This is a genomic window from Raineya sp. (genome assembly GCF_053497555.1).
Window position 1 is genome coordinate 1 of record NZ_JBRCWE010000019.1, and the last position, 23,645, is coordinate 23,645.

Annotated in this window: 21 protein-coding genes; 14 read left to right on the plus strand and 7 right to left on the minus strand. The window is 37.9% G+C overall.

Annotated features, from left to right (window positions below; genetic code table 11):
- Positions 1-74: 74 nt before the first annotated feature.
- Positions 75-2,096: an excinuclease ABC subunit UvrB gene (gene uvrB, locus ACWITO_RS01970; RefSeq protein ID WP_448528349.1), complete on the plus strand. Its 2,022-nt coding sequence runs from the start codon at positions 75-77 to the stop codon at positions 2,094-2,096.
- A 3-nt stretch (positions 2,097-2,099) separates the two neighbouring features.
- Here the strand turns inward: uvrB and ACWITO_RS01975 are convergent, their stop codons facing one another.
- Together ACWITO_RS01975 and ACWITO_RS01980 are read right to left on the minus strand one after the other, a co-directional pair.
- Positions 2,100-2,681 carry a hypothetical protein gene (locus ACWITO_RS01975; RefSeq protein WP_448528329.1) on the minus strand — a complete coding sequence of 194 codons (582 nt, stop codon included), beginning with the start codon at positions 2,679-2,681 and terminating at the stop codon, positions 2,100-2,102.
- Positions 2,682-2,752: 71 nt separating this feature from the next.
- Complete coding sequence (locus tag ACWITO_RS01980; RefSeq protein ID WP_448528330.1) at positions 2,753-3,751, minus strand: DNA-methyltransferase; 999 nt, start codon at positions 3,749-3,751, stop codon at positions 2,753-2,755.
- Between the two features lie 216 nt (positions 3,752-3,967).
- On the opposite strand from ACWITO_RS01980, the gene dxs reads away from it, so the two are divergent.
- The 7 genes from dxs (at position 3,968) to ACWITO_RS02015 (ending at position 13,329) form a co-directional block, all read left to right on the plus strand.
- Complete coding sequence (dxs, locus tag ACWITO_RS01985) at positions 3,968-5,899, plus strand: 1-deoxy-D-xylulose-5-phosphate synthase (protein ID WP_448528331.1); 1,932 nt, start codon at positions 3,968-3,970, stop codon at positions 5,897-5,899.
- 81 nt (positions 5,900-5,980) lie between these two features.
- Positions 5,981-7,459, plus strand: coding sequence for a phytoene desaturase family protein (locus ACWITO_RS01990; RefSeq protein ID WP_448528332.1), 1,479 nt, complete (start codon positions 5,981-5,983; stop codon positions 7,457-7,459).
- Positions 7,460-7,562: 103 nt separating this feature from the next.
- Positions 7,563-8,876, plus strand: coding sequence for a hypothetical protein (locus ACWITO_RS01995; RefSeq protein ID WP_448528333.1), 1,314 nt, complete (start codon positions 7,563-7,565; stop codon positions 8,874-8,876).
- 146 nt (positions 8,877-9,022) lie between these two features.
- Positions 9,023-10,132, plus strand: a complete 1,110-nt coding sequence (locus ACWITO_RS02000; protein WP_448528334.1) for a hypothetical protein — start codon at positions 9,023-9,025, stop codon at positions 10,130-10,132.
- Between the two features lie 48 nt (positions 10,133-10,180).
- Positions 10,181-10,654, plus strand: coding sequence for an NADH-quinone oxidoreductase subunit A (locus ACWITO_RS02005; protein ID WP_448528335.1), 474 nt, complete (start codon positions 10,181-10,183; stop codon positions 10,652-10,654).
- A gap of 123 nt (positions 10,655-10,777) precedes the next feature.
- Complete coding sequence (locus ACWITO_RS02010; protein WP_448528336.1) at positions 10,778-11,017, plus strand: OST-HTH/LOTUS domain-containing protein; 240 nt, start codon at positions 10,778-10,780, stop codon at positions 11,015-11,017.
- 98 nt (positions 11,018-11,115) lie between these two features.
- A complete protein-coding gene (locus ACWITO_RS02015) occupies positions 11,116-13,329 on the plus strand; it encodes a M1 family metallopeptidase (protein WP_448528337.1) in 2,214 nt (737 codons plus the stop codon).
- A 103-nt stretch (positions 13,330-13,432) separates the two neighbouring features.
- On the opposite strand, the gene ACWITO_RS02020 is transcribed toward ACWITO_RS02015, so the two are convergent.
- The 4 genes from ACWITO_RS02020 to rocD are packed head-to-tail and all read right to left on the minus strand — an operon-like array spanning position 13,433 to position 18,097.
- Positions 13,433-14,479 (minus strand): helix-turn-helix transcriptional regulator, encoded by a 1,047-nt coding sequence (locus tag ACWITO_RS02020; protein ID WP_448528338.1) that lies wholly within the window; start codon positions 14,477-14,479, stop codon positions 13,433-13,435.
- Between the two features lie 18 nt (positions 14,480-14,497).
- Entirely contained in the window at positions 14,498-15,220 is a 723-nt protein-coding gene (locus ACWITO_RS02025) for a hypothetical protein (RefSeq protein ID WP_448528339.1), read from the minus strand.
- Complete coding sequence (locus tag ACWITO_RS02030) at positions 15,195-16,817, minus strand: TaqI-like C-terminal specificity domain-containing protein (protein ID WP_448528340.1); 1,623 nt, start codon at positions 16,815-16,817, stop codon at positions 15,195-15,197. Before ACWITO_RS02030 ends, ACWITO_RS02025 begins: the two co-directional genes overlap by 26 nt.
- 44 nt (positions 16,818-16,861) lie before the next feature.
- Complete coding sequence (gene rocD, locus ACWITO_RS02035) at positions 16,862-18,097, minus strand: ornithine--oxo-acid transaminase (RefSeq protein WP_448528341.1); 1,236 nt, start codon at positions 18,095-18,097, stop codon at positions 16,862-16,864.
- Between the two features lie 86 nt (positions 18,098-18,183).
- Here rocD and ACWITO_RS02040 point away from each other — a divergent pair, with 86 nt between their 5' ends.
- The 6 genes from ACWITO_RS02040 to hemF all read left to right on the plus strand — a co-directional run bounded on the left by ACWITO_RS02040 (position 18,184) and on the right by hemF (position 21,833).
- Positions 18,184-18,372 carry a DUF5522 domain-containing protein gene (locus ACWITO_RS02040; protein ID WP_448528342.1) on the plus strand — a complete coding sequence of 63 codons (189 nt, stop codon included), beginning with the start codon at positions 18,184-18,186 and terminating at the stop codon, positions 18,370-18,372.
- Between the two features lie 62 nt (positions 18,373-18,434).
- A complete protein-coding gene (locus ACWITO_RS02045) occupies positions 18,435-18,683 on the plus strand; it encodes a CcmD family protein (RefSeq protein ID WP_448528343.1) in 249 nt (82 codons plus the stop codon).
- Positions 18,684-18,715: 32 nt separating this feature from the next.
- A complete protein-coding gene (locus ACWITO_RS02050; RefSeq protein ID WP_448528344.1) occupies positions 18,716-19,129 on the plus strand; it encodes a cytochrome c maturation protein CcmE domain-containing protein in 414 nt (137 codons plus the stop codon).
- A gap of 27 nt (positions 19,130-19,156) precedes the next feature.
- Positions 19,157-19,801: a hypothetical protein gene (locus tag ACWITO_RS02055; protein ID WP_448528345.1), complete on the plus strand. Its 645-nt coding sequence runs from the start codon at positions 19,157-19,159 to the stop codon at positions 19,799-19,801.
- Positions 19,795-20,676, plus strand: a complete 882-nt coding sequence (locus ACWITO_RS02060) for a class I SAM-dependent methyltransferase (RefSeq protein ID WP_448528346.1) — start codon at positions 19,795-19,797, stop codon at positions 20,674-20,676. Before ACWITO_RS02055 ends, ACWITO_RS02060 begins: the two co-directional genes overlap by 7 nt.
- Before the next feature lie 233 nt (positions 20,677-20,909).
- Positions 20,910-21,833, plus strand: coding sequence for an oxygen-dependent coproporphyrinogen oxidase (hemF, locus tag ACWITO_RS02065; RefSeq protein WP_448528347.1), 924 nt, complete (start codon positions 20,910-20,912; stop codon positions 21,831-21,833).
- A 58-nt stretch (positions 21,834-21,891) separates the two neighbouring features.
- Here the strand turns inward: hemF and ACWITO_RS02070 are convergent, their stop codons facing one another.
- Positions 21,892-23,463, minus strand: a complete 1,572-nt coding sequence (locus ACWITO_RS02070) for a hydroxymethylglutaryl-CoA reductase (RefSeq protein ID WP_448528348.1) — start codon at positions 23,461-23,463, stop codon at positions 21,892-21,894.
- Positions 23,464-23,645 lie beyond the last annotated feature (182 nt).

The window sequence follows — 23,645 nt, forward strand, 5'->3', positions numbered from 1 at the left end:
TTTACTCTTTACTCTTTACTCTTTACTCTTTACTCCTTATTCTTTACTCTTTACTCTTTACTCCCTGTTTTGTTATGTTTCAACTTGTTAGCGATTTTCAACCCACAGGCGACCAGCCCCAAGCTATCAGAAAACTTGTAGAAGGACTGCAAAATGGCGAACAACACCAAACCTTGCTTGGCGTTACGGGTTCGGGAAAAACTTTTACCATGGCTAATGTTATCCAAGAAATTCAAAAACCTACGTTGGTGCTAAGCCACAACAAAACCCTCGCCGCCCAACTCTACGGCGAATTGCAACAATTTTTCCCCAACAATGCCGTAGAATATTTTATCTCTTATTACGACTACTACCAGCCCGAAGCCTACATTCCCGCTACCGATACTTACATTGAAAAAGACCTTTCCATAAACGACGAAATTGAAAAGTTGCGTCTTCGAGCTACCTCTGCACTGCTTTCGGGAAGGCGTGATGTGATTGTAGTTGCTTCGGTTTCTTGCATCTATGGTATTGCCAATCCACAAGAGTTTGGCAAAAATGTCATTCATCTTAAAACAGGACAACGCCTTACGAGAAATCAATTTCTTTATGCACTCAACAATATTTTGTACAGCCGTACCGAAGCCGAGTTCCAAAGAGGAAATTTCAGAGTGAAAGGCGATACCGTAGATATATTTGTAGCCTACGCCGATTTTGCCTATCGCATTTATTTTTTTGAGGACGAAATCGAAAAAATCCAAATTATTGACCCACCGACAGGCAAAAAAATATCCGATGAAAAACAAATTGCTATCTATCCTGCCAACCTTTTCGTAACAGGACAAGAAACCTTGCACCAAGCCATTGAACAAATACAAAAGGATTTAGTGGCACAAGTTGCCCTTTTTGAGCGTGAAGGTAAGTTCACCGAAGCCCAACGCCTCAAAGAACGTACCGAATTTGACTTGGAAATGATGAGAGAACTTGGCTATTGCTCAGGCATTGAAAATTATTCTCGCTACTTCGACGGCAGAAAGTCCGGTGAAAGACCTTTCTGCCTTTTAGACTATTTCCCCAAAGATTTCCTTTTGGTAGTAGATGAGAGCCACGTAACCATTCCGCAAATCAAGGCAATGTATGGCGGCGACCGCTCTCGCAAAGTTAATCTTGTAGAATATGGCTTTCGTTTGCCTTCAGCTCTGGATAATCGCCCCTTGAAATTTGAAGAATTTGAGGAACTATTGCATCAGGTAATTTACGTAAGTGCTACCCCCCAAAGCTATGAACTCAAAAACTCGGAAGGAGTTGTTGTAGAACAAATTATTCGCCCCACAGGACTTTTAGACCCTGAAATTATCGTAAAACCCAGCCTTCATCAAATTGATGATTTGCTTGATGAAATCCAAAAAACTATTGAAAAAGGTGGTAGAGTGCTGGTAACTACGCTCACCAAGCGTATGGCTGAAGAACTCTCCAAATATTTAGAAAAAGTCGGTATCAAGGGCAGATACATTCATTCCGAAGTAAAAGCATTAGATAGAGTTGAAATTTTACGAGAACTGCGTTTAGGTGTTTTTGATGTACTTGTAGGGGTTAATCTTTTGCGAGAAGGTTTAGATTTGCCCGAAGTGGCATTAGTAGCCATTATGGACGCAGATAAAGAAGGCTTTTTACGCGATGAACGCTCCTTGATACAAGTCATAGGCAGAGCCGCCCGAAATGCCGATGGTCGGGTAATTATGTATGCCGATAAAATTACACAATCAATGGAAAAGGCAATCAGCGAAACGCAAAGACGCCGTAAAATGCAAATGAGCTACAATATAGCCCACAACATCACGCCTAAAACCATTTTCAAAAGCAAAGAGGCTATTTTAGAGCAAACCAAAGTGGCAGATGCCAAAAAGAATGTCAAGAAATATTATGTAGAGGCAGAAAATATTAGCCCCTTTGCAGACCCCGTAGTGAAAGCTATGTCAAGAAATGATTTAGAAAAACTTTTGAAAGAAACCCAAAAAGCAATGGAAAAAGCCGCCAAAGAGCTGGATTTTATCAGTGCCGCCCGCCTCCGTGATGAAATTATCGCTCTGAAAGAACAACTGGGGAATGTGAAGTAGTTTTTAGCTTTCGCTTTGATTTTCCCAAAAATCTTTTATTTTCTCAAAATGGATTATTCTTTCTTTGATTTTTGCAATTTCACGGGGATAAAAACTAAGGACAGCTTCACAAAGATTGAGCATCCAAGTTTTACGAGTTTGTTTAGGGTTAATAGTAATTTGATTAGAATTGCTAATTTGAACTTGTCCCCAACCCAAAGCCCCAATTGTAAGGCAAGACCAATCAATATATTCAATAGGGGCGAAAATACACTTTTCTGCTCTAACTTTTTGTTTTTTTATTTGATAAGCAATCATAAGTAGCATAAAGTAATTCTTTCTATCTTCATAAAAGCGTGCAATACGCTCTACTGATGTTAGATTGGGCATATTGAAATTAGTATGGATATTGTGGGTTTTACAATCTATTGCATAAAAATTATTATCAATATCAAGAAAAGCAAAATCAGCCATAGATCTACGAGCAAAACTTTCATTGTATTCTTGCAATAGATTTTTAGGCAAAAAATGTATAAATTCTTTGGCAAGAAAATCCTGAATAGCATCACCTACTGCTCTCGTACTATTGAGAGTGAATTCACTCATTAAATTTTCCTGACTATTGATAGCTTTTAGAATTTGCGTTTCTATTTGGCTCGCAATTGGCAAAATTTTACTCATAAGGCAGTATCATCAAAAAGTGAAATAATATCTTTGTTGGTATTATTCCTTTTTTTACTTGTATTTTGTTGAAAAGACAAAGTATTTCTTTCCCAAAAAACTCCATCAGCATAGCCCTGAATACGTTTATCTGTTTCTGCCAACATCAGTCTTTTTTCAGCCCACAAGCAATATTCTTTGTTAATTTCTATGCCACAAAAGTTTCTACCAAGTTTTTTAGCTACCACAGAAGTTGTACCTGAACCTAAAAAGGGGTCAAATACAATCGCATTAGGCGAAGAACTTGCTAAAATGAGTTTAGCAATTAGTTTTTCGGGCTTTTGGGTAGGATGTTCGGTATTTTCTGGCATAGACCAATACGGAATAGTTATGTCGTCCCAAAAATTAGAAGGATATGTAAGTCTAAAATTTCCCTGCTCGGTTTCTTGCCAATCTTTGGGCTTGCCATTTTCTTTGTAGGGAGCAATTACTTTTCGTTTCATCTTTACTGACTCTACATCAAAGTAATAATCTTCGCTCACGGTGGCAAACCAAATATCTTCGGTGCAGTTCTTCCAATTCTTTAAGGCTCCTCTCCCTTTTTCTCTCTGCCAAGTAATGCGATTTCTGACCTTTAAATACTTTTTAAGCACGTTGTAAAGACTGTGGCTATTTTTCCAATCTCCGCAAATATAAAGAGACGCATTCGGTTTGAGTAAACGTATTATATCAGGAAACCAACTTTCAAGATAGGTTTCGTACTCCTCATCTGTCATTTTGCTGAATTTCAGTTCGCCAAAATCTTTATCCAAGTTATAGGGTGGGTCAATGATAGCTAAATCTACAAAAGCAGAAGGCAAGAATCGTAATATTTCCAAACTATTTCCCCAAATAGTCTTATTCATTATTTCTTGATAATCAACAGGTTTTTCTACTTGAATAAGTTTTTTTTCCAAGTAAGAAGCCTCCTCATTATTCAAAGTAAGCGTTTTATTTCTATCAGATTTGAATTTCATAAGTTCAAAATGTTAGCTTGCAAAAATACATTCTTTTTGGTAAAGTTTCAAAAATGGCAAACTTTTATCCTGAAACAATCAAGAAAGTATTTTATGCAAAAAAATCCTCTGCCTTCATAATTTTTCCTAAAAAATCTGTACTTTTGCATTGTTATTTCCAAACATTTTTGGCTCAATTTCGTTTAAGCATTGTATTTTCACCTAAACCAAAATTTTATGCTTATAGAACCGGGAAAGCTACTGGCTCAAATTGAAAACCCCGCAGATTTACGCAAATTGCACCCTCACCAATTACCACAAGTTGCCCAAGAATTACGAGATTACATCATTGATGTAGTTTCGGTATATGGAGGGCATTTTGGGGCGAGTTTGGGTGTTGTAGAGCTTACCGTAGCCTTGCATTACGTTTTCAACACCCCTTACGACCAACTTGTTTGGGACGTAGGTCATCAGGCGTATGGGCATAAAATCCTTACTGAAAGACGTAAAGTTTTTCATACCAATCGCGTCTATGGTGGCATTTCGGGCTTTCCCAAAAGAAAAGAAAGCATTTACGATGCTTTTGGCGTAGGACATTCCTCTACTTCTATTTCCGCCGCTCTCGGAATGGCAATAGCCTCTAAATACAAAGGCGAAACTGACCGCCAACATATTGCCGTCATTGGCGATGGTGCCCTGACAGGCGGTATAGCCTTTGAAGGAATGAATAATGCGGGTGTATCAGGTGCAAATATCCTTATCATTCTCAACGATAATTGTATGTCCATAGACCCCAATGTAGGGGCTTTGAAAGACTACCTAACGGATATTACTACCTCCTCCACTTACAACAAACTCAAAGACGAGGTTTGGAAAATTTTGGGTAAAAACGCTTTGGGCAAATTCACACGTGAAATGATTTCTAAAATAGAAAATGCCCTGAAAGCAGGTTTGCTCAAACATAGTAATCTTTTTGAGGCTTTGGGCTTGCGTTATTTCGGTCCTATAGACGGACACGACATTGACCACCTCTATCACGTACTTTCTGATTTGAAAAATATACAAGGTCCTAAAATTCTGCATTGCGTAACCGTAAAAGGAAAAGGTTATGCCCTTGCCGAGCAAGACCAAACCAAATGGCACGCTCCCGGTACTTTTGATAAAGTTACAGGTGAAATTCATAAGAAAGTTTATACTACACCCCAACCTCCTAAATATCAAGATGTATTTGGACATACGCTGGTAGAACTCGCCAAAATCAATCCCAAAGTAATGGGAATAACGCCTGCTATGCCTTCGGGTTCATCTATGAATATTATGATGAAAGAAATGCCCGAAAGAGCCTTTGATGTAGGCATTTGCGAGCAACACGCCGTAACCTTTTCAGCAGGACTTGCCACCCAAGGGCTTATTCCTTTCTGCAATATTTACTCTACATTTATGCAGAGAGCTTATGACCAAGTTATTCACGATGTTTGCATACAAGAGCTTCCTGTAATTTTCTGTATGGATAGAGCAGGCTTCGCAGGTGCAGACGGTCCTACGCATCACGGAGCCTACGATATTGCTTATATGCGTTGCCTTCCGAATATGATTGTTTCCGCTCCTATGAATGAGCAAGAACTCCGCAACCTAATGTATACGGCTATGCTGGATATGGAAGAAAACGGCAAAAGAGCCTTTTCTATTCGCTATCCGAGAGGTGAAGGAGTAATGCCCAATTGGCGTACTCCATTAGAAAGGTTGCCCATAGGCAAAGGTCGGAAAATCAAAGAGGGTGAAGAAGTCGCTATTCTTACCATTGGGCATATTGGCAATTATGCCGTAGAGGCTTGTAAAACACTTGAAAAGGAAGGTCTAAGTCCCGCTCACTACGATATGCGTTTTGTAAAACCACTAGATAGCGAGCTTTTACACGAAATCTGCCAAAAATTTGATAAAATCCTCACCGTGGAAGATGGCTGTTTGATGGGGGGCTTTGGCAGTGCTATTTTAGAATGGATTGCTGATAATGGCTATACCCATATTCAGGTAAAACGCTTGGGTATGGAAGATAAAGTCTATGAACACGGCACACAGCTTGAATTACACCGAGAAGCAGGTTTTGCCCCTGAACAAATTGCCCAAGAAGTGCAAAGTATGATAAAAACCGCCGTGAAAGTAGTTTAAGATTCAAGGGCGTAAGGTTTTAATATTCCTCTTTCTTAGCTCTTGTTTCTTGTTTCTCAACATTTCAAAGCAATAGTTCTAATGTCTAAAAAAAAGGTTATCGTCATTGGAGCAGGGTTTGCAGGACTTGCCGCCGCTACTACTCTGGCTCATCAAGGTTTTGCGGTTACATTATTAGAAAAAAACGATAAAGCAGGCGGTAGAGCTAATATTTTGCAAGCAGAAGGTTTTACCTTTGATATGGGACCCAGCTGGTATTGGATGCCTGATGTTTTTGAACGCTACTTTGCCCGATTTGGTAAAAAAGTAAGCGATTATTATACCCTCAAACGCCTTGACCCTTCGTATAGAGTATATTTTGGCGAAAATGATTATATCAATGTTCCCGCAAATCTGAATGATTTATACGAACTCTTTGAAAGTTATGAAAAAGGCAGTAGCCAAAAACTGAAAGAGTTTTTGAAGCAATCTGCCTACAAGTATGAAGTGGGTATCAACAATTTAGTCTATAAGCCAAGCCGTTCTATTTGGGAGTTTGTTGATTTCCGTTTGCTTATAGATATGATACGAATGAATATTTTTGAATCTTTCCACAAACATATCCGCAAGTATTTTTCACACCCCAAACTGCTCAAACTCGTGGAATTTCCTATTTTATTTTTGGGAGCTATTCCACAAAATACCCCTGCTCTGTATAGCTTAATGAATTATGCCGATATGGCACTGGGAACGTGGTATCCTATGGGTGGAATGTATGAAGTAGTAAAAGCAATGGCTTCGCTGGCACAAGAACAAGGCGTACGAATACTCTACAATCAGGAGGTGCAAAAAATTGTAGTTGAAAATGGAAAGGCTACCCGTGTTATCACCAACCAAAGCACTTTTGAAGCCGATGCCATTGTAGCAGGAGCTGATTATCATCACGTAGAGCAAGAAATTTTAGAGAAACCTTATCGCAATTATAGTGAAAGCTATTGGCAAAAACGCATTATGTCGCCTTCATCTTTGCTGTATTATGTAGGTTTGAATAAAAGGCTTCAAAACATAGAACATCACGTTTTATGCTTCGACGAAGAACTAGACTTGCACGCTCACGAAATTTACACCAAACCCCAATGGCCTTCTAAACCTCTTTTTTACCTTTCGGCTACCTCACAAACAGACTCCTCGGTTGCTCCCGAAGGTAAAGAAAATTTAGTTTTGCTTATTCCTGTGGCAGTAGGTTTGGAAGATAAAGAAGAAATACGCGAGCATTACTACCATCTGATAATGAAGCGTTTAGAAAAACTTACAGGGCAGAGCGTTTTAGATGCAGTCATTTTCAAGAAAAGCTATGCTCACAAAGATTTTTTGAATGATTACCATTCTTTCCGAGGCAATGCTTATGGACTTGCCAATACGCTGATGCAAACTGCCATTCTCAAGCCTTCGCTGAAAAGCAAAAAAGTCAGAAATTTGTATTTTACAGGGCAACTCACTGTGCCTGGTCCTGGCGTACCCCCTACTATTATTTCGGGGCAAGTGGTAGCCAACGAACTGATGAAAGAAATAAAAACATAAACCGAGAAGTTTTTTTACCTCTTGGTTTCCAAATATTTCTTGATTTCTGCTTTTCATTTATTCAAAAACTGCCTATCTTTATGGTTGATTTTTGTAACAAACGATGACCATTCAAGATTTGCTCATAGCTCCTATTTTTTTGCTTATTCTTTATGGCATTGCATACAGCCGTAAAGCCAAACTTACCAATCCACTTACTAAAAAATATTATTTCAAGGCATTACATTTACGTTTTTTTGGCTGTGTGGCTTTTGCTTGTGTGTATCAGTTTTACTATGGAGGTGGAGATACCTTTAATTTCTTTCACGATAGTGCTATTATTTGGAACTCTTTTTGGGATAGATTTGATATTGGCTTACAAATTATTTTAGATAAGCCGGGCACGCCTAACCCCTCTACGCAAAGCTATACCCCTTATTTATATTTTTACACCGACAAACACTCAATGGTAGTGGTAAAACTCTCTGCTCTTTTGGGCTTCCTCACTTACCATACATATTTGGCAAATGCTTTTATTTTTGCTTTCATTGGCTTTACAGGAGTTTGGGCAATGTATAGGGCAATGGTGGATATGTATCCCTCGCTTTACAACAAGATTGCTTTTGCTTGTTTTATGATGCCCTCTGCATTTTTTTGGGGTTCGGGCTTGATGAAAGACACCCTCATTGTAAGTGCTTTGGGTTGGGCTTTTTATGCCTTTTACTTTGCTTTTATCAAGAAACAAAAAATGCTTAAAAATACACTTATCCTGATAGTAGCACTTTGGCTAATGCAAGAAGTAAAGATTTATGTAGCTATGTGCTTTTTGCCTGCGGCGGCAACTTGGCTACTCTTGGAGTATCGGAATAAAATCCGAATAGCCCTGATACGTATTTTGATTTTGCCAATCGTACTCTTGGCTTCCGTGCCTGTGGGGTATATTGCTGTAAGCAAACTTACCGAAGGTACTCGTTTTTCCTTTGAAGAAATTGGGCAAACTACCAAAACCAATACCGAATGGAACGCTGTATCGGGCAGTGCAAGTTACTCTTTGGGAGAATATGACGGCACACTTGGCAGTGTGATTAGTAAATTTCCTGCGGCAGTTACGGTTTCGCTATTCCAGCCTTTTTTGTGGCAAGTTAGAAACCCTTTGATGCTACTGGCAAGTTTGCAAGCGACTTTTATTCTTTTACTTACCTTGCAAACCTTCTTTAAGACAGGCTTTTTCAAATTTTTTAAAATTCTTTTCAGTAAACCTTTTTTAGTCTTTTGCTTGATTTTCACGCTAATTCTCGCTTTCGGAACAGGTGTAGGCAGTGGAAATTACGGCTCATTAGACCGCTATCGTATTCCTTTTATTCCTTTTTACATAATGCTACTTTTGGCTCTACAATATTTTGCTAAAAATCAGAAACAGAGAGTTCAGTTTGCCTAATATTTTCCCACAAAATACAAGTTTAATCTTTGAAAAGTACAAAATTTTTAGTTATTGAAGCAAAAAAGCAAAACTTTTATAGGAAAAGTAATAAAACCCACCTTTCAAAATGGTAATTTTGCAAGCGAAACCATTTTGAAATAACTATGGAGCAGTTGTATTGGTGGAGTTTGGTAACGCTCTTATGGTCGGGCTGGCAGGTAATTAGACAGGTAGTACGATTGGAAGCCCATAAATTAGCCCAATTTAAGCGTATTGTAGCTTATCAGGTTCTTTACTTTTTACGCAATGAATACAAATTAGCCTTTGTTATTCTCATTTCTGCTTTGGTACTTTTGGCTACGGGTAGTGCTGTCAGGGATAATGTTTTACAAACCTTTTTTTGGCTCAATGTTGCTTGGTGGTTTTTGCAAGTATTTGTAAAAGAACTCTTGCAGTATCGCATCTTATCTCAAAAAATCCATTTTTTTAGTCTTTTTTGGGAAGGTTCGCCTTTAAGTGTTGCAGGAATGGCAGGAGCATTACTACTCAATACCTTTTTACTACACTTTTATCAAGGTTTTTTTGGTAATGTAGTGCTTCTACTGGCTTTGCTCTCGGCGGTATTTTTAGGCTTGGGAATTGTATTTTTGGCACTTCGTTTCTGGCAATACCGATTAGGCTTACACCCTGCCCCGCTTCAAAATCCGCATATTAGCAATGAAAGATTAGATTTGTGGATAGTGGTGCTACTGGGTAGTCTAATTCTTTCACAAATGTATGGCAATCGGTGGGTATTTACAATTATACCCCTACTGATTACTTTTATTACCCTACTATCGGCTATTCTGATGAAACATCATAGCCGCTGGCAAATGGTTATTGTTTTTTTACAAATAGTGTTGATAGGACTGGTTTCATACATCTTTTTGCCCAACTTTTGGCTAAAAAATGGCGTAAGCTACTACCGAACTGATTTACTAATAACCCTCTTATTTTCCACTTTGATAGCCATTTTTTCAGATAAAGTTATTTCTTTCTATAAGTTTTTGCAGGAAAAATATACGTCCTTTTTTGTAGAAAAGCCTGTTTTTCATCTTTGGCTCACTTATTTTCTGAGAGGTAGCATTACTTTCACTATCACGGCACTGGTAGCTTGGGGAATTATTTTTGCCTTTCAGAAAGTAGAGCTCTACGGAATGAGTTTGGCTTTGCTTGTCATTCTTTCTAACATTCAAGCCCAAATCAGTTTTGATATACCTGCGAAATGGCAATAATTTGAAAATTTTGCAGATATTTTTTAGTTTTGTACAAATTCTTTGATAATGCTTTCAGAATTTGGCAAAATCCTTGTTTTTATAGTGGGTGCAATTTTGTTTTTGCTCATTAGCTTGGGAATTGCTACTCTGCTACGCCCCAAAAAACCTAATCCTGAAAAATTAAGCACTTATGAGTGTGGCGAAGCGACTATCGGCTCGGCTTGGCTCAACTTCCCTATTCGCTACTATGTAGTAGCTCTTATTTTTCTCATTTTTGATGTAGAAATTGTGTTTCTTTTCCCTTGGAGTGCAGTTTTTGGTAAAAAGGAATATTTTGAAGCTACCCAAGGCTCTTGGACTTGGCTGGCTTTGGGCGAAATGTTTGTTTTTATCCTAATTTTAGCACTCGGACTGGCATACGTTTGGGTGAAAGGATATTTGGATTGGGAGAAGCCTCGCCCTACACAGCCTCAAATCAATAATCCCCTGCCCGATAAAATCTATGAGGAGTTTAATGAAAAACAGTTTGCAAAAAAATAAAATAAATTTTGCATAAAGATAACATTTTTCGTAAATTTGCGTAACACATAATATTCGGTTTTTCGCCGAATTAAAGTTTTTCTAAAAAGTTTAATTCTATTCAACGAAAAAAACTTGTATATTATGGAACGTCAAGTAATGGAAAATGCCTTGCGTGAGGCTATTCATCAATGTACCAACGAACTCGGCTGGGCAAACCTTGCAGAAATTGGAGCCGTTTTACGTAAGAAAGGTATCAAATACGGCAAGCTCTCTACGTTTATCAGTAGTTTTCCGCATTTAGTAGAAACACGCATTGATAATTCGCTCACACCACCCGTGGTGTATGCCCGCCTCAAACAGCAATATCAAGCCTCCGCCTAAAAGGAGGCTTTTTTTGTGAAATTATCCAAACATTTCTATCATAATTTTGCTAATTTTGCGTTTCTGAGTAAATTTGTATTTTCTAAAACCTCAATGCAATGAAATCTGTATCGCTTTTACTACTTGCCCTAATTGCTTATTTGCCAAGTTTTTCACAAGTAATAGGCTCAAAGTTTGAGCAGTTGGAATACTTACTGCCCACACCCAATAACTTCCGTACCGCCGATGGCTCGCCTGGGCACGAATATTGGCAACAAAAAGCCGATTACAAAATCAATGTCAGTCTTGACGACACCAAACAATGGATTAAAGGTTCTGAAACCATTACCTACTACAACAATTCGCCTAATGAATTGCGTTACCTTTGGTTACAATTAGACCAAAATATGTTTGCCAAAGAATCCAACACCTACAAAACTGATGCTTATGACTTGGAAAACAACCCTCGAGGGCTAATGTCTTGGGTAACCAGTAGCAATTCACCTCACGGCTTTAATATTACTTCGGTAACAGATGCCACCAATAAACCTCTGGTTTATACTATCAATGCAACAATGATGAGAGTGGATTTGCCACGCCCACTCAAAAAAGGCGATAAATTTACTTTCAACATAGATTGGAATTTTTATGTTATAGATGCCGAAAAAATGGGCGGTAGAAGTGGTTTTGAATATTTCCCCGAAGATGATAATTATTTGTACGAAATTGCTCAATGGTTTCCTCGTATGTGCGTGTATAGTGATGTGTATGGTTGGCAACACAAGCAGTTTTTGGGCAGAGGCGAGTTTGCTTTGGTATTTGGCGATTATGAAGTAAATATTGATGTCCCTGCCGACCATATAGTTGCCGCTACTGGTGAATTGCAAAACCCCAAAGAAGTGCTTACACCTACCCAAATACAACGCTGGGAGCAAGCTAAAAACGCCCAAGCCCCTGTGCTAATTGTTACACCTGAAGAAGCCATAAAAAATGAAAAAAGTCGCTCAACAGCACGTAAATTATGGAAATTCAAAGCTGAAAATGTACGTGATTTTGCTTGGGCAAGCTCAAGAAAGTTTATTTGGGACGCATTCCAAGTTCCTAATGGCAATAAAAGAGTGTGGGCAATGTCTTATTACCCCAAAGAAGGAAACCCTCTATGGGGTGAAAAATCTACTTGGGTAGTAGCTCACACGCTCAACATTTACTCCAAATACACCTTTGATTACCCCTACCCTGTGGCTATTTCAGTACACGGACCTGTTTTTGGTATGGAATATCCTATGATTTGCTTTAATGGTGGCAGACCTATTCCTTTGCCTGCAAATGCTTCCAAAGAAGAGATAGAAAAAGTAAAACAAGCCAATGACCGCATTAAATATTCAATGGTATCAGTAATTATCCACGAAGTTGGTCATAATTATTTCCCTATGATTGTCAATTCTGATGAGCGTCAGTGGTCTTGGATGGATGAAGGGTTAAACTCATTTTTGCAGTTCCGTGCCGAGCAAGAATTACCTGATGCTTCTTGGACAAAAGACCTCAAAAGAGACCCCTATCCTTCTCGTCGCGGTCCTGCCGCCAATATTGTGAGCTATATGAAATCCGCCCCAGATACCCAAGTACCTATAATGACCAACTCGGAGCAAATCAAACAATTTGGTAACAATGCCTATGGCAAACCTGCTACTGCTCTCAATATCCTAAGAGAAACCGTAATGGGTCCCACACTCTTTGATTTTGCCTTCAAGCAATATGCTCAAAAATGGAAATTCAAACACCCCGAACCTGCTGACTTTTTCCGTACTATGGAAGATGCTTCGGGAGTAGATTTAGATTGGTTTTGGAGAGGCTGGTTCTATACCATTGATTTCTATGAGCCAAGCATTGAAGCTGTTACGCTCTACAAGACAAAGTTTTCAGGCAATACTTCGTCCTCTAATGCTATTTTCCCCGCCAAAGAACTCAAGACAGATGAAATGTTCAGACGTATTGACCAAATGGGCATACGCCTTACCGATAAGGAAAAGGCTTCTGTAAGTCCTGAAAAGAATTTCTACGTTTTGAAAATTAAAAACAATGGCGAACTTGTTATGCCTCTGATTGTTGAAATGACTTTCAAAGATGGTTCTAAACAAATAGAAAAATTCCCTGCCGAAATTTGGCGTATGAACCACAAAGAAATCAATAAACTCATTGTTACTGATAAAGAAGTAGTGCAGTTTCAGTTAGACCCCAAGTTGGAAACCGCAGACGTAGAAACTAACAACAATACTTTCCCACGTACCAATAATGCCAACAATAATTTTGATAAAATGAAATCGGATAAGTAGAGTTTAGTGGCAATATAGCTTACAGCTATGTTGCCACTCTCAGCTAAAAAACTTTCACTCTTTTAGGGTGAAAGTTTTTTAGTTTTCATTTACAAAAGTTTTTTTAATACTTTTTCAAAGTTTCTTGCAGTTCTTCTTTGATAATTTGCCTCAATCGTTCAGGGGCAAGCACTTTCAAGTTTTTTCCATAGCTCAAAAGTTCGCTCACTAAATCAGGATTGATGATAAGGTGCAGGCTAATCCGAAACTCACTATCATTATCTACCAAAACTTTTTGTGTATGATGCAAAGGTTTGCTTTTAAGATAATGCCCCACAAAAGGTGAGAAAGATAAAATAATTTCCTCTACTTTCTCATTTTGCAAACGCGTAATTCCGTAACAATTTTGATAAAAATCCTCTGCCTCAAAACCTAACTTTTCGGGATAAAGGACGCTAAAATCGCTAATTTTCAGCATTTGTATTCTATCTAAGGCAAAAGTAGCTATTCGTTCTTTATCAGGGTTATAGCCAATTACATACCACCTTCCCTTAAACTCTTTAAGCAAATAAGGGTGCAAAACTCTTGACTCCGCTTTTTTTTGCATAAATTTTTTATAGGCAAACTCAATTTGTTTGTAATTCTTAATAGCCCATAAAATATCCCCCAGCCATTTTCTTCCTTCGGGATAAGTAGCATTTTCGGGTTGAATAAAATCGTGCATTTTGCGGGACGAATCTTTGAGTTGCTTGCCTACTTCTACGGCATCTAATACTTTGTTGATAGCATCAGAAAAATCTTCAAAAATCTGACTATTTTTGAAACTTTGTAAAATGGATTCGGCAAAATTGAGGGCTACAAGGTCTTTTTGTGAAAGACTAATAGACATAAACCGATACTCTCTATCTATTTCGTAATGTATTTCTCCTCTTTTATTCTTCTGTTTATAGCCATAAAAATAACCTCTTTCCAAATTATGAAATTCAATGGGGGCACCAAACTGCTCACGCATAATTTTAAGATCTTTTTCAAAAGCAGAAACCGAGTAGTCGGTATCAGTTCGCTCTTGAATAGTTTCAATAATACGCTCTTTGGTAGGAAATTTATGCTGTCGGTTACGCAAAAGCTCGTCAATAATCAAATAGCGAAGAAGTTGATTTTTATTAGGCATAACAGGATTGATAAAGCACTATTTATTTCTTTGTGCGGCTTTTCTTATTGCCAGCTCTAAATTAGCCTCTTTCAACTCATATTTATCAAAAAAGTGAATATTGTCTTGATGTATATGCAACTGTCCTTCATTACCTATGTTACCTCTATGCTGACCTTTGGAATAAGCAGGATTGTCTAAAACCTCTTTGCTGCTCATAACCCAAATGACAATTTTATCTCTAAAAACTGCAAGCCAAATAAATACATCACAACATTGTATTTTTAGCTGCTGAAAATTCATTAAAAAACTCTTTTGCGTATTTCTTGCGAGAGCTTTCATATAAAGAGGTTCTTCACTATTTTTATCTACGGCTCTTGAAGCCTTGACCTCTATTCTTATTCCATCTAAACAAAAGTCATAGTCGCCTGAATAATTGGGGTCTATTTTTTTGTTAGGTTTTTTCAGCGTAGGACATATCCCCTGAATATAAGTCTGTGCAAATTTCTCTCCAAAGTCTCTGGGAGCAGATATTTCAAAAATCCATAGATTAGGGTTTGCGTCAATATATTCAGTTCTTATTTCAAGATACTGCTCGTAGGTAAGTCCTCCTCTTTCAATCAGATTGCAAATCAAATATTCATATTCATTGAAAGGAAAAATAGAATTGTCATTTTCAAGCAATTTCAGTACCTCCTCCAACTCTTTTTGTGAACCAGTAAAATTTTGAATAATTTTATTCTTTAACTCTGTAAGTTCCATTTTCTGTCTTAATAAGTTGCAAATAATCCAAGTAAGCGTTTTCAGAAAAATCGGAATATTTTTCAAAGTATTCAAAATGAATAGGAAGTTGCTCTAAATCTCCTCTAAGCACCTTGTGCGTTGCAAAAAGCTTCTTAAAAAGCCAATTCATAACTTCACTATTTAATAATTCGGTGAGTTGTTGTGTTTTCAGTGGTATATTTTGAGGGATAAACAAGTTGGCACTATTGAGAATGTAATGTTGCCCCGTATCAAAATAAAAACACAAATCAGAGCAGATGAATCTATAAATAACTTTTTCTTTGGACTGATAAAGTTCAATAGGTGCAACTTGCTGGAACTTAGAAAAATCGTTCAAAATAAAGCAGGTGGGTTCTTTCAAACCAGATTTCGTAATATCAGAACCTTTGTAGATTGGAACATATCCTTCTCGGGGTTCATTGATACAAAACTTTTTATTATTTCCTGTAACAATTCCCAACGCCCAAGTTGCCCTATTTTTCAGCGTAAAATGTTGAATAGAATATAGATGCTTGATAACCTTTGCTTCTTCTTCTGTTGTCCAGAAATTAAGTATTTGTCTTGGCATTTGGATAAAAGATTGAATGCTTCTTTGAAAAGTAGCATTTTCTGTACAACATTCAACCTTATCATTGAATTTTACCAATTTATTTTCTAATATAATCGCCTGAGCCTTCGTAAGCAAGCCCTTAAAAGCCTTTCCATAATCTGTGAATTTCAATATCTTTTTCTCTAAAACTTTTTTTCTGATAAATTCAAATGCAGTTATATTAAAAAATGCTTCTTGTGTTAGAAAGCCCATATATCCATTGGGTTTGAGCAATAATAAACTTGCCCCTAAAAATAATGAGGTTGTATCCAAACTATCGCCGCATTGATACACAGAAGCATACTTTCTTTTTTCTGACTTTTCAATTTTTTTTCCCCAAGGAGGATTAGTAAAGATAAGGTCAAAATTTCTTTTTCCTCTTTGTAATTTATATGCTTCTTCTAAAAAATTACCCACCTTGATATTATTACTCTCAAATCCAAATTCATCTTTAATGCGTTTTTTGGTAATCCAAACAGCGTTTTCGTCTGTATCAAACCCATAGACATTTTCAGGTAGCACTCCTTTTCTAATTGCCTCTATGATAAAATTACCCGAACCACAACAAGGGTCTAAAAAAGTAAAGTTAGGCTGTATAGGTATATCTTTCAGCATATCTCTTACAATCCAAGAAGGTGTGTAGTAAATTCCTTCTTTATTTCTGTAAGATTCTGTTAAGGAATTTTCATATTCCTTGCCTATATCTTCTCCAAACTTCGTTTGAATAAAGGTGAGTTTGTCTTTATGTTTATGTAGATGAGCATCTTTGAGTAGTTTATTAGCCCGTGCCTTCAGCTTTTCCTTACCTGCAACATCTGACATAAACTTTTCAAAAGACTCTTGTAAAACCAAACCTTTGTTATTTTGAATTAAGTAGCCCGTTTTTATCCAGTTCCGAATAGTTGCAGTCGAAACATTGGCTTTTTTTGCCGCTTGTTCAATAGTCAGTCCGTATGGCTCAACTTCACCAAAAATATTTATTTGCATAATTTGCACTCAAAATTAAAATTTCTGGAAAAGTTCATTTCTCATCAATACTCTGCTACTGCCTCTGCAATAATATCACAAGCCTCATTCATCTGATTTTCATTGATGATGAGCGGTGGGGCAAAACGAATTTTATCGCCGTGTGTGGGTTTAGCAAGTAAGCCTTTTTCCTTCATTGCAAGGCACAAATCCCAAGCGGTTTTACCATTTTTTTCTTTAATATCTACTGCATTAAGAAGCCCTTTACCACGTACCGCACTGATTTTTTCAGGATAGCGTTGCATCAGTTCTTGCATACGTCTGCGGAAAAGGATACCCACTTTTTCAGCATTTTCGGGGAGTTTTTCGTCTTTGATTACCTGTAAAGCAGTCATTGCTATTGCACAAGCCAGCGGATTGCCTCCAAAAGTAGAGCCGTGCTCGCCCGGTTTTATGCAAAGCATCACTTCATCATCAGCCAGCACCGCAGAAATAGGATAGGTGCCTCCTGACAGAGCTTTACCCAAAATAAGCATATCAGGACGTACATTTTCGTGATGTGAGGCAAGTAATTTACCTGTTCTCCCCATACCTGTTTGCACCTCGTCCATCATCAGCAATACATTATATTTTTTACAAAGCTCGGCACATTTCGCAAGATAGCCTTCATCAGGAACAAAAACACCCGCTTCACCTTGAATAGGCTCAACCCAAAAACCACAAACATTCGGATTTTGAAGAGCTTTTTCTAATGCTTCTGTATCGTTGTAAGGAATAATCTGATAGCCGGGCATAAAAGGACCAAAATCGCGAGTAGCTGTTTTATCCGTAGAAGCTGAAACAATTGCCAGGGTTCTACCGTGGAAATTTCGTTGTACAGCCACAATAATCGCCTGATTTTCGGGAATACCTTTTTTCTGATACCCCCATTTGCGGGCAAGTTTCAAAGCGGTTTCGTTGGCTTCTGCTCCCGAGTTCATCATTAGCACTTTGTCGTAGCCAAAATATTCTGCCATATATTTTTCGCATAAGCCCAATTTATCATTGTAAAATGCCCTTGAAGTAAGTGTAAGCGTTTGGGCTTGCTCTATAAGAGCCGATATGATACGAGGGTGGCAATGACCCTGATTGACAGCACTATAAGCAGAAAGAAAATCAAAATATTTCTTGCCCTCAACGTCCCAAAGAAAAATACCCTCTCCTTTGGCAAGTACCACAGGAATAGGATGATAATTGTGGGCACCATAACGTTCCTCTAATGCAATAGCCTCTTGCGTTGAAATTAAAGTGGTAGTTGTCATAAAATTAAACTTTTTGGTATTACATTGCGTTGAATAAAAAAGTTTGAAGGGTATTTGCAAGTATATTTGCAAAAATATTAAAAATTATGGAGTTTTCATATTTCGGAAAGAAAAAAACAAACAATTTGCCTACTCTTGAAAAAGATGACTACTACTACAACGAGCAAGGATTTATGGTTTTTACAGAAAAATATCATCTCAAACGTGGCTATTGTTGCCAAAGTGGCTGTAAGCATTGCCCTTTTGGCTTCAAGAAGCAAAACGAAAAACCTTGATGAAAATCATTGATTTTTGGGGGCTTTTGTTGTAACTTTGCAAAAATTTAATCAAAAAAATAATGAAACAACGTTTTTGGGCTATTCTATTCTTTTTCTTGCTTATTGGTGGCAATCTTTTTGCCCAAAGCCAAGAAAATGCCGTTGAAGAGTTTTTCCGTACCGAAAGCAAGTTTTACGTTGTAGTAGCAGTGCTTGCTATCGTAATGATAGGACTTTTGGGGTATGTGATTTATTTAGATAGAAAAACAAAAAAATTGGAAAAGCAGATTTTTGGTGAAAAAAATCCTTTTCAAGAAGCCAAGAAATAACTTTTTCTGTTGAAATCTAAAATTCTACAAAAATGAAACCTACACATATTGTTGCTATTGTTGCTATCGCAATTGCCGTTGGGGTACTGATAACCTCTATGGGCAGTGTTACGGAGTATGTGGATTTTTCCGTAGCTCAGGAAATACACGCCAAAGGCAAAGATAAAGATTTACATATTGTTGGTACGCTTCCCAAAGATAAGTCGGGAAAAGTAGTAGGTATGCAGTACGAGCCTCGTCTCAATCCGAACTTGTTTGTGTTTGAAATGATTGATAACAAAGGCAATCGTGAAAAAATATACTATAACGATGCCAAACCCCAAGATTTTGAGCGTTCCGAACAGATTGTAATTGTTGGCTCTTACAACAAAGATAAAAAGTTTATCGCCAAGCAAATCCTGATGAAATGCCCTTCTAAATACGAAGGTGAGCAGAAAAAAATATAGAATTTCCTCGCAAACAAGTTTTACCCAATGAAGCCTCAACTTATTCTTTTTATTTTTTTTCTACTTTTTTCTTTTGCAAAAGCCCAAACTCACGAGTCGCAAATCAGAATGGATATTGCAGAAGGGTTACAGGCAGAACCAAAATCAAATACAGATTTACCAAAATTAAACAATATTCAATCTATAAACATTGTTCATAAAAAAATAGAAATTGCTGAAAAAAAAGAACTTATACAAATTTCCCCAAGTGTTTCACATACAAGGTTAAAAAGAAATCTTAAATTTGGAAAAGCCATACAAGCTACCGATAGCCTACCTACACATAAGCCATTTTTTCAACGTTTGGGCTGTTTCTTGAAAGAGCCTTTGCAACTTATCTCTCTGGGAGTAGAACTTTTTGAACTCACCAAACCGCCCAAAAATGCTTTTGCCGTCATTTTGTATGTTATTTACATTGTGCCTCTATTTGCCATTATTACGGCTTTCATTTTGGGCGGAGTGATTGGGCTGATTACCTTCATATTTATCAGTGGAGCTATTAGTTTTCTGATTTATTGGGGTATTTTGGCACTATTGGGAATATCCCTAACAGGAGCATTCATCTTTTGGGGGCTTCTGGTAGCATTTTTAGTCGGATTGGTTGTATATTTACTTTTGGTGCGTCTATGTTAGAAAATATTGAGGTCTGCCCTATCTGCGAAAATACTTTCTTTGAGCCTTTTCTTACTTGTAAAGATTATACCGTGAGCGGTGAAACATTCAACCTGCAAAAATGTTCTGCTTGCGGCTTTGTACTGACTTCGCCACGCCCCTTACAAACTTTGTTGGGAAATTATTACAAGTCCGAAAATTATATTTCACACTCCGACACCCAAAAGGGACTTATCAATCAAATGTACCATTGGGTAAGAAAAATTGCTTTGAAACGTAAATTACGGCTTATCGAAAGGCTTCATCACTTTCAGAAAGGAAACCTATTAGACTTTGGCTGTGGCACGGGCTATTTTCTGAAAACCCTACTGCAAGCAGGCTGGCAAGCCGATGGGGTTGAACCCGATGAAAATGCTCGTAAAATAGCTTCCGAAAATACCAATCAATCTATTTTTGCCTCTTGGCAAGAAATTAGAAACACACAATTTGATATTATTACCCTTTGGCACGTTTTGGAGCATATTCCCAATCTCAATGAAATAATTTTAGAGCTTACATCTTTGCTAAAACCCAAAGGCAAACTTGTAATAGCCCTACCCAACCGAGAAAGTTATGATGCCCAAGTTTTTGGTGCTTTTTGGGCGGCTTATGATGTGCCTCGTCATCTTTGGCATTTTTCCAAAAAAGATATACTCGCTCTTTCCCAAAAACATCATCTGCAAATTCAGGAAATTTTGCCAATGCCCTTTGATGCCTACTACATTAGCCTGATGAGTACCCTTTATCAAACAGGCAAAACACAATTTTTAAGAGCTTTTTGGCAAGGTTTTCTTTCCAATCTGAAAGCAGGCAAACAAAATACTTCTAGTTTGATTTATGTTTTGAAAACGAACTAATTGTGATTGTTTTGGTATAGTTTGTACAAAACAGGAAACAGGATTTTAGAAAATAGTTGTCAGACAGAAAAAATGAGAGATAAAGTCCTTAAAGGCTTGAACATCAAACCCTGAACATTTTGAACACAAATAATTTTGGTATAAAAGTGCAATGAAAATCAGTAGTGGCATTGATAAAAGTCAAGGTCTTATTTTTCATAAACGCCTAAATTGCTCCAAAAATGAAATTCTTTATGGTATCCTCACAAAATAAAACCTTTCAAGACGAAGTAGTAACTGCTTTTCAGCAGTTGCAGACTGATATTTGCTCTGCCATAGAAAAAGCCGATGGCAAAGGTACTTTTTCCAAAGATGAATGGCAAAGAGCCGAAGGCGGTGGCGGACTTACCCGTATCTTGCAAAATGGCAATGTTTTAGAAAAAGCAGGCGTGAATTTTTCCAAAGTATTCGGTACGTTTACCCCACAAATGGCAAGTAAATTGCAAATGCCCGAAGGAGAGTTTCTTGCCACAGGCGTTTCTATTGTAATGCACCCCGAAAGCCCTATGGTGCCTATTATTCATATGAACGTGCGTTATTTTGAAATGCAGACTGCCGATAACAGACTCATTTATTGGTTTGGTGGTGGCATTGACCTCACACCGCATTATATTGATAAAGAAGATGCTCGCTTTTTTCACCAAAAACTCAAAGAAGTTTGCGATAAATATCACCCCGAATTTTACCCAAAATTCAAACAATGGGCTGATGACTACTTCTTTATCAAACATCGTAACGAAACGCGTGGTATCGGTGGCATTTTCTTTGACAGATTGCAAGAAAATGAAGAGATTAGCAAAGAAAAACTATTTGACTTTGTGCTTGATGTTGGCAGGAGTTTTGCTCCTATTTACAGCCATTTGATTGCCAAAAACAAAAATTTGCCTTTTGGCGAAAAAGAAAAACAATGGCAACTTATTCGCAGAGGACGTTATGTAGAATTTAATTTGGTGTATGATGTGGGTACAAAATTCGGATTGGAAACCAATGGCAGAATAGAATCTATCTTGATGAGTTTGCCCAAACAAGCCGAATGGCATTATTGTTTCACCCCAGAACCAAACTCCAAAGAAGCCGAAACGCTCGCCTTGTTACAAAAAGGCATAAATTGGTTGTAAGAAAACAAGATTTAGCAAAAAGCCCTCATTTTTACTATGAGGGCTTTTCTTTGAACAATTATCTATTTCTGCCGTATTGTTCGTGGCTGGAAACCCAATCGGAAGAAGAAATCGCAGAAGCCAGCGAAATCTCCCCTGCCAGCACCACGCCTGCTACAATTTCGGCAAACTTATTCACAGAGCCGCGTCCTACACAGCCCAGCATACGCAAACATTCGTTTTGCGTAGCCAGCTTAATACCTCCTCCGTGGGTAGCGACAATCAGCGAAGGAATAGTAATATTCATATACAAATCACCTTCGGGAGTGAGTTCGGAGTACATAATACCCGCAGAAGATTCGGATACATTGGCTACATCTTGCCCTGTGGCAATAAACATTGCTGTAATTCCATTGGCAGAATGTAAGCCGTTGTTGTTGGCACCTGAAAGTATTGCCCCTACATTGGCAACGTGATAATGATATACGAGCTGTTCAGGTTCTACACGCATAATTTGCGTAAGCACCTCTCTCTTGATAGTACATTCAGCCACTACACGCTTGCCACGCGTACGCATTACATTGATTTGAGAGGCTTTTTTATCTGTGGCAAAATTAGATTCCAAGTAAAAATTTTTAATTTTTCCTTGTGGATAAGCATCTAAAATCCAACTGCAAGCGGCAAAAGTAGCACGCCCTACCATATTCTGCCCCGCCGCATCACCCGTAGAATAATTGAAACGCAAATAGGCAAATTTATTGGAAAGGTAGCTATCTATGTATTGCAATTTGGCAACGCTGGAAGTAGCTTCTGCTTCTTCGGCTATTTTCTTAAAGTTGGCTTGTACCCATTTTTCAAATTCGCGAGCCTCGCGAGCATTCTCAAATACAAACACAGGAGCCCTCTGCATAGCATCGCCTATCACGGTACAAGTAGCTCCACCACTCAAATTGATTACCTTCATTCCACGATTGTAAGAAGCTACAAGCGTTCCTTCGGCAGTAGCAAGTGGTATCAAGAACTCTCCTTTGGCGTGTTCGCCATTGATTTTCAGCGGTCCAGCTATACCCATTGGCACTTGGGCTACTCCTACAAAATGCTCGCAATTGCCCTGTGTGATGTGGGGGTCAAAAGAATATTTGGTGATGTGATTTACCCCCTCAAAATCGGGATTAACGTTCTTTTTTACAAAGTCATTGATAAATTTCTGCCTCGCCTTGATTGCCTCTTCGGAGTAGTCGTCCAAATCGTTACGAGGGATTTTGACAATACTCATATCTTCTTTGGCAATAGAATCTTCTACTTTTATTTCCAAGCTACCAAAAGGACTTGCCTTAAATTCAATCTTTACTTTGTATTTGCCTTCGGGTAAAGGGGCTTGTTTGGTAATAACATTGATTGCTCTACGCAAAGGAAATTCAATAGGATTGCTTTCCGAAATTTGTTCGGCGGCAAGAATGCGATTGTCGCCTAAATCTACAAATACATCTTTCAGAGGAATGTTTTTGTCGCCTATTTCTACCTTTTTCAAGGCTACAAGTTTGGCATCGCTCAAACGATTTTTCACCGAAAACACAACTCCATCGCTTGCGTTACGCAAACTGCCACGAGTGTAGAGTTGCTTTAATAGCATACTGGGAACGAAATTCATAACTTTTCAAATTTAACGTTAAAACTTACATTACTCAATCGCATTTTAAGCATTTTTTTAGAATTGCCAAAAAAAATCAGCGAAATTTTGCTAAAAAATCTTATAGGTAAGGAACAGATTGGCGGGGAAAATGGTTATGGGGTAGTAGTGAGTACAGAGTAATGAGTAATGAGTAATGAGTA

Bases quoted from the DNA above. Each gene is read 5' to 3' on its own strand.
- uvrB (WP_448528349.1), top strand. From the start codon at position 75: ATGTTTCAACTTGTTAGCGATTTTCAACCCACAGGCGACCAGCCCCAA.
- ACWITO_RS01975 (WP_448528329.1), bottom strand. From the start codon at position 2,681: ATGAGTGAATTCACTCTCAATAGTACGAGAGCAGTAGGTGATGCTATT.
- ACWITO_RS01980 (WP_448528330.1), bottom strand. From the start codon at position 3,751: ATGAAATTCAAATCTGATAGAAATAAAACGCTTACTTTGAATAATGAG.
- dxs (WP_448528331.1), top strand. From the start codon at position 3,968: ATGCTTATAGAACCGGGAAAGCTACTGGCTCAAATTGAAAACCCCGCA.
- ACWITO_RS01990 (WP_448528332.1), top strand. From the start codon at position 5,981: ATGTCTAAAAAAAAGGTTATCGTCATTGGAGCAGGGTTTGCAGGACTT.
- ACWITO_RS01995 (WP_448528333.1), top strand. From the start codon at position 7,563: ATGACCATTCAAGATTTGCTCATAGCTCCTATTTTTTTGCTTATTCTT.
- ACWITO_RS02000 (WP_448528334.1), top strand. From the start codon at position 9,023: ATGGAGCAGTTGTATTGGTGGAGTTTGGTAACGCTCTTATGGTCGGGC.
- ACWITO_RS02005 (WP_448528335.1), top strand. From the start codon at position 10,181: ATGCTTTCAGAATTTGGCAAAATCCTTGTTTTTATAGTGGGTGCAATT.
- ACWITO_RS02010 (WP_448528336.1), top strand. From the start codon at position 10,778: ATGGAACGTCAAGTAATGGAAAATGCCTTGCGTGAGGCTATTCATCAA.
- ACWITO_RS02015 (WP_448528337.1), top strand. From the start codon at position 11,116: ATGAAATCTGTATCGCTTTTACTACTTGCCCTAATTGCTTATTTGCCA.
- ACWITO_RS02020 (WP_448528338.1), bottom strand. From the start codon at position 14,479: ATGCCTAATAAAAATCAACTTCTTCGCTATTTGATTATTGACGAGCTT.
- ACWITO_RS02025 (WP_448528339.1), bottom strand. From the start codon at position 15,220: ATGGAACTTACAGAGTTAAAGAATAAAATTATTCAAAATTTTACTGGT.
- ACWITO_RS02030 (WP_448528340.1), bottom strand. From the start codon at position 16,817: ATGCAAATAAATATTTTTGGTGAAGTTGAGCCATACGGACTGACTATT.
- rocD (WP_448528341.1), bottom strand. From the start codon at position 18,097: ATGACAACTACCACTTTAATTTCAACGCAAGAGGCTATTGCATTAGAG.
- ACWITO_RS02040 (WP_448528342.1), top strand. From the start codon at position 18,184: ATGGAGTTTTCATATTTCGGAAAGAAAAAAACAAACAATTTGCCTACT.
- ACWITO_RS02045 (WP_448528343.1), top strand. From the start codon at position 18,435: ATGAAACAACGTTTTTGGGCTATTCTATTCTTTTTCTTGCTTATTGGT.
- ACWITO_RS02050 (WP_448528344.1), top strand. From the start codon at position 18,716: ATGAAACCTACACATATTGTTGCTATTGTTGCTATCGCAATTGCCGTT.
- ACWITO_RS02055 (WP_448528345.1), top strand. From the start codon at position 19,157: ATGAAGCCTCAACTTATTCTTTTTATTTTTTTTCTACTTTTTTCTTTT.
- ACWITO_RS02060 (WP_448528346.1), top strand. From the start codon at position 19,795: ATGTTAGAAAATATTGAGGTCTGCCCTATCTGCGAAAATACTTTCTTT.
- hemF (WP_448528347.1), top strand. From the start codon at position 20,910: ATGGTATCCTCACAAAATAAAACCTTTCAAGACGAAGTAGTAACTGCT.
- ACWITO_RS02070 (WP_448528348.1), bottom strand. From the start codon at position 23,463: ATGAATTTCGTTCCCAGTATGCTATTAAAGCAACTCTACACTCGTGGC.